Here is a 5,149-nt window from a genome sequence, read left to right on the forward strand (position 1 = left end):
ATTGGCTAGGCAAGAAGCTGGGGTAATACTATTGTTTATAGAGTGGTGCGGTGTGGAAGTTTCATTTGGCTTTATTCGGTAAATACGTAAAAGCGTGAAAACGGAAATGTGTAAAAAAGGAAAAGGCTTTATGTCGTTAGAGGCGTTGTGGTTAATGGTACGCAATGTATAGGGATCGTGTTTTCGAAGGTAGGAAGAACAACATAAATGGAAAGAGTGGCTTAGAGGAAGCGTGTGAAGAGAGAGAAAATGGGGAAGGCTGTATGGGAAATGCGTAGAGTATGAAGTGTGGGGCAGTGAAGCATGTTGTGAATGGTGTGTGAAGAATGGAGAAGGTTTTTGAGAAAAGGAAGGGCTTCTGGCGTGGGGGAGTGGTGTTTATCTGAAGGGCGCATGTTTAAGGTGTGGAAGGTGAGGAAAAGTTGGAGAGAGGATGATTGTGAGTAAGTTGTGGAGGGATTAGTCAGAGGTGTTGGGAAAATGCTTTAGGGGAAAAAATTAGCGTAATTTCTTGTCACACTGAAACCAAAATCATCATAAAAATTGAAGGAAATTAGCGGGTAAAATTGGTGAAAAAAAAGTTTTTATTCTTAAGGTGTGGGATGACGTTTTTTGAGAACATGAGAGAGTAAACTTGAAAAACCTTTCCCTTTTTGTGGAATTTTTATTCACAAACTTAAGAAAATAGGATATGAACGCTGGAAATAACGCGCAGCTTAACAAAATATGTGCACTGTAAAGGAAATGTTTGTTTATGTCAAAAGAAGAAGTTTTAGAATTTTCTGGTATCGTTACTGAACTCTTACCTAACGCGATGTTTCGTGTGAAACTGGAAAATGATCATGAAATTATTGCTCATACCGCTGGTAGAATGCGGAAAAATCGTATACGGGTGTTGGCCGGTGATAAAATCATGGTGGAAATGACACCTTATGATTTGACAAAAGGGCGTATTACATATCGCTATAAGTAGCCTCGTGGGTGGCTTGCACTTTTTTCTAAAAGCTATCATATTATTTCTATTATTTTTTAACAGTTTTTTAGTTTGCTTTTCATGAGTGAAAAAAGGGGAGTGTTTGAAGAGCCTTGAAAAACTGTAAAATCGATGCGGAAAAAGGATAAGGAGATCAATAGCGCTTAAAAGGGAGGCTAAAGGGGCGCTTAAAAGGGGGTGCTTAAGGGGGTGAGAGGGAAGTCAATTGTGAAGGGGTGGAAATGAGAAATATAAGAGAGTGGGGGGAAAAACGTTTGGCAGATACTCTTACAGAAGAAATTCATTTGGTGCTTGCCTCCGCTTCGCCAAGGCGTTTAGCGCTCTTGGCACAAATAGGGATTGATCCCCAGCAGGTTTATGCAAGCGATATTGATGAAACGCCAAAATTAAAAGAACATCCTGCAAACCTTGCCAAACGTTTGGCAAAAGAAAAAGCACTGAAAGCCCAAAAAATTTTGCGCTGGTACAGTCAGAATGGTCAAGACGAGTTGCAGAATGGTCAAGAAAAATTACCTGGACAGAAAATGATTATCTTGGCGGCTGATACCGTGGTGGCTGTTGGGCGGACCATTTTCCCCAAACCAGAAAGCGAGGATGAGGCTTATGAATGTTTACGATACCTTTCTGGGCGTTCGCATAAGGTCTATGGTGCCATTTGTGCGCTCAATGAACGTGGAAAAATAACCGTAAAATTGGTTGAAAGTCGTGTTCGCTTTAGACGCTTAACCTCTGCCATGATGAAGGCTTACCTTGCTTCAGGAGAATGGCAAGGGAAAGCAGGTGGCTACGCTATCCAAGGAAAAGCAGGGGCTTTTGTTGTCCATATCACGGGTTCTTATTCTAATGTTGTGGGATTGCCTTTGGCTGAAACAGCCGATCTCTTGACCGCTTATCACTATCCACTTTTCACTCACTGGGCTGAACAAACGCATTAGAAAAACTCTAAGGTAAGATCAATGCAAGGTGAAAAGCAACAAAAAGAGAAAAGCAAAAATGAAAAAAAAGCAACAGAAGAAAAGTTAATGAAGAAGCCAATGACAAAGGTGTGCCAAGAACAAAAAGAGCTAAATTTGCAAAAAGAGACCCGTCCTCCGCATCCTTGTCCTATTTGTGGTCAGATGTCACAAAAATCTTCTTATCCTTTTTGTTCCACACGGTGCCGAGCTATTGATCTTAATCGTTGGCTTTCAGGCTCTTATATTTTACCACCCCCACCACAAGTAAGTGATGAAGAAGAATAAAGAGTTCTCTTGAGAAAGAACGCTAAAGCGTTTTTTTGTGTGGAAACTGAAGGGGAGGCGCGCGGGATTATCGTAAATGTATTTAAGAGCTGGATTAACGGCTTGCTTATTATCGTCATTCGCAAAGACGCAGATTAAGTTCAATCAACGATGGAAGTTTTAATACATATCTAAGACTTATCTCCAGAGGTTTTGTTTACCATGGATAATTATAAATTGCTTTGTTGCATGAAGGTCGATGGAGCTTTGTTGCGTGAAAGTTGTTGGTGCCTTTAGGGTGTGAGGAAAAATTGATAGTCCAATCAGTATTGCTAACGAAAAAAGAGGGGCGCGTGTTTTGGTGCAAAGAGACGGGGCAGTAAAAAATCGCTTGTTAGTGCTTTGTTGCGTGAAAGTTGTTGGTGCCTTTAGGGTGTGAGGAAAAATTGATAGTTCAATCAGTATTGCTAACGAAAAAGAAGGGGTGCGTGTTTTGGTGCAAAGAGACGGGGTAACAAAAAATAGCTTGTTGGTGCTTTGTTGCGTGAAAGTTGTTGGTGCCTTTAGGGTGTGAGAGAAAAATTGGTCATCTAATCAGTATTGCTAACGAAAAAAGAGGGGCGCGTGTTTTGGTGCAAAGAGACGGGGCAGTAAAAAATCGCTTGTTAGTGCTTTGTTGCGTGAAAGTTGTTGGTGCCTTTAGGGTGTGAGGAAAAATTGATCATCTAATCAGTATTGCTAACGAAAAAGAAGGGGTGCGTGTTTTGGTGCAAAGAGACGGGGCAGTAAAAAATCGCTTGTTAGTGCTTTGTTGCGTGAAAGTTGTTGGTGCCTTTAGGGTGTGAGGAAAAATTGATAGTTCAATCAGTATTGCTAACGAAAAAGAAGGGGTGCGTGTTTTTGTGCAAAGAGACGGGGCAGTAAAAAATCGCTTGTTGGTGCTTTTGCTGGGTAATGGCGTGGTGTCATTTGGCGGTTGGATTGATTATATCGTGATTTTGACCGTATCTGTGTTCACGTGGAAAGCTGATCAATATGATGTCGCTTTTATTGGAGCGGCAACATTATTACCTGGTATCGTTCTGTCTAAGCCAATTGGAATGTTGGTAAGTCACCGTTCTATGATCCATTGGTTGCGGGCGTCACTGCTGTTACGGGCACTCTGTACTGTCGGTTTATTGATGGCGACGAGTTTGCAAGGATTTATTATACTGGCAGTTATTCGAGCGACATTCAACAGTCTCGCCATGCCTGCAATTTCCGTTCTCAGTGCAAATTCGGTGCCTGAAAACGGACGGACTCGTTACTATTCTGTGCTTAACATGATCAATAGCGCGGCAAAGATGATAGGACCTGCTTTGGGGAGTGCTCTGTCTGTACTTTTATCAGATACCTATACTTTATTGTTTTCTGGATTTTTGACATTGCTAGGCTTTATGGTGTTTTGTTGTCTTGGTGCACAACCTGTCTCGTCGCTCATGATAAAAACAGCGAATACCATAAAATCAAAGCAGAGGCTTTATGGGACAACTTGGTATGCCTATGTGGCGGTGATGTTTGTGTATTTTGCCATGATCTTTATGGTGAATAATCAGTTGCCGGTTATTCTTAGTGCAATGAAAATGAATAAACAGGCTCTTGGGATGCTGGTATCGGCTTCGGCAATCGGTAATTTTCTCTATGGATTTTGGAGTGTGAAACAATCAAAGTATAAACCCCTTACAGGCAAAATATCAGAGTTGTTAATGCCGGCAATGTCAACAATGATTGGTTTTGTCATGATCTCAGTGTGCTTTTTTTACTTTGATTTACTCCGTATTGAGACTTTGTTGCTCTGTTTTTTCCTTATTGGAATGGTTAGCGCTTACTTTTCCATATCTTCTAATGTTTATCTGGTAAGCAATTTCAATGAACAGATTGGATTGGCTTCCGGATGGGTGCAGTCTATACAAAATTTAGCTATGTTGGTGGCGCCGTTTGTTGGAGCGTTTGTTTTAGGTCACACTTCGGCTGGAAAATTGTTCCTTCTTTCTGGATTGAGTGGATTATTCTGTTTATTGGCTATCAGGATATTGCTGAACCGTTCTTTGTTAATTGTTCGATCTCAATGATTGGCTCATCAATAAAACAAATGTTTTAAATCATTTTTCTGAGATTTAGAGGACGTGGAGATAATCCAACATAGAGCAGCTTTTTTGACGTTATAGGTTTAATCTTTGATTTTTACTTAAACGCTCATATGTTTTTTTCGGGGCTTTGCCTTCTTGATACGGTTCCACTGTCTCGTAAACGCAATAGGGGGCATGGTTTTGAGCGACAATGTCATTTTTGTTTAACTCCGCTTTGCTACGAATAGCCAAACTTAAAAAACTCAGCTGCCAATCCTTAATCAGCTTGACTTGAAGCAATAATGGAAACAGAAAACGAGGAGCTATAGTGTGAATTATCTTATATGCCGTAAAATATCATTCTTGGAGGTATGGTGATATCAGGTATGGGAAACTTTAGGCAGGGGGTATGGTAATTGTTGTGCTTTTGCTTAATCAGAAATCAACCACAAGATTGCTTTTTGTTTTTTTGGTTGGAGGTCTCTAAAATTTTTCAAAAGAGTGTGTTCTTTTTCGCTGTATGTTTCTTGATTGTGGTGTAAGAGAGTTTCTTTTGTTGAGAGATCTTCTTTTGTGGCAATGTCTGCATAAAAAAAGCTTATAGGAACTTCCAGTTTTTGAGCGATTTCCAGTAAACATTTAGCACTTACACGATTTAAGCCTTTTTCGTATTTTTGGATTTGTTGGAAACTGACACCTAAATGGCTTCCTAATTCTTTTTGGGAAAGGCTCATTGAAATGCGTCTGTGGCGGATTCTTTTGCCTATCAAAATGTCGATAAAATGTGGATTTTTAGTTGGCACTTCAAGCCCCCCTCCGGTTGCGAG

The 5,149-nt window shown here is 40.5% G+C and carries 5 protein-coding genes; 4 read left to right on the forward strand and 1 reads right to left on the reverse strand.

Annotation, left to right across the window (positions count from 1 at the left end; genetic code table 11):
* Positions 1-754 precede the first annotated feature (754 nt).
* The 4 genes from infA to ACFINK_RS06880 all read left to right on the forward strand — a co-directional run bounded on the left by infA (position 755) and on the right by ACFINK_RS06880 (position 4,325).
* Entirely contained in the window at positions 755-973 is a 219-nt protein-coding gene (infA, locus tag ACFINK_RS06865) for a translation initiation factor IF-1 (protein WP_004857577.1), read from the forward strand.
* Between the two features lie 242 nt (positions 974-1,215).
* Positions 1,216-1,929, forward strand: a complete 714-nt coding sequence (locus ACFINK_RS06870; protein ID WP_375611669.1) for a Maf family nucleotide pyrophosphatase — start codon at positions 1,216-1,218, stop codon at positions 1,927-1,929.
* 21 nt (positions 1,930-1,950) lie between these two features.
* Positions 1,951-2,235, forward strand: a complete 285-nt coding sequence (yacG, locus tag ACFINK_RS06875) for a DNA gyrase inhibitor YacG (RefSeq protein WP_375611670.1) — start codon at positions 1,951-1,953, stop codon at positions 2,233-2,235.
* An 881-nt stretch (positions 2,236-3,116) separates the two neighbouring features.
* Entirely contained in the window at positions 3,117-4,325 is a 1,209-nt protein-coding gene (locus tag ACFINK_RS06880) for an MFS transporter (protein ID WP_375638490.1), read from the forward strand.
* A 428-nt stretch (positions 4,326-4,753) separates the two neighbouring features.
* Here ACFINK_RS06880 and ACFINK_RS06885 read toward each other — a convergent pair whose 3' ends face one another.
* Positions 4,754-5,125 carry a helix-turn-helix domain-containing protein gene (locus tag ACFINK_RS06885; protein WP_375638494.1) on the reverse strand — a complete coding sequence of 124 codons (372 nt, stop codon included), beginning with the start codon at positions 5,123-5,125 and terminating at the stop codon, positions 4,754-4,756.
* Between the last annotated feature and the right edge of the window lie 24 nt (positions 5,126-5,149).

The sequence above is a fragment of the Bartonella sp. AA16NXGY genome, from assembly GCF_042197325.1.
In the GTDB taxonomy this organism is placed as follows: domain Bacteria; phylum Pseudomonadota; class Alphaproteobacteria; order Rhizobiales; family Rhizobiaceae; genus Bartonella.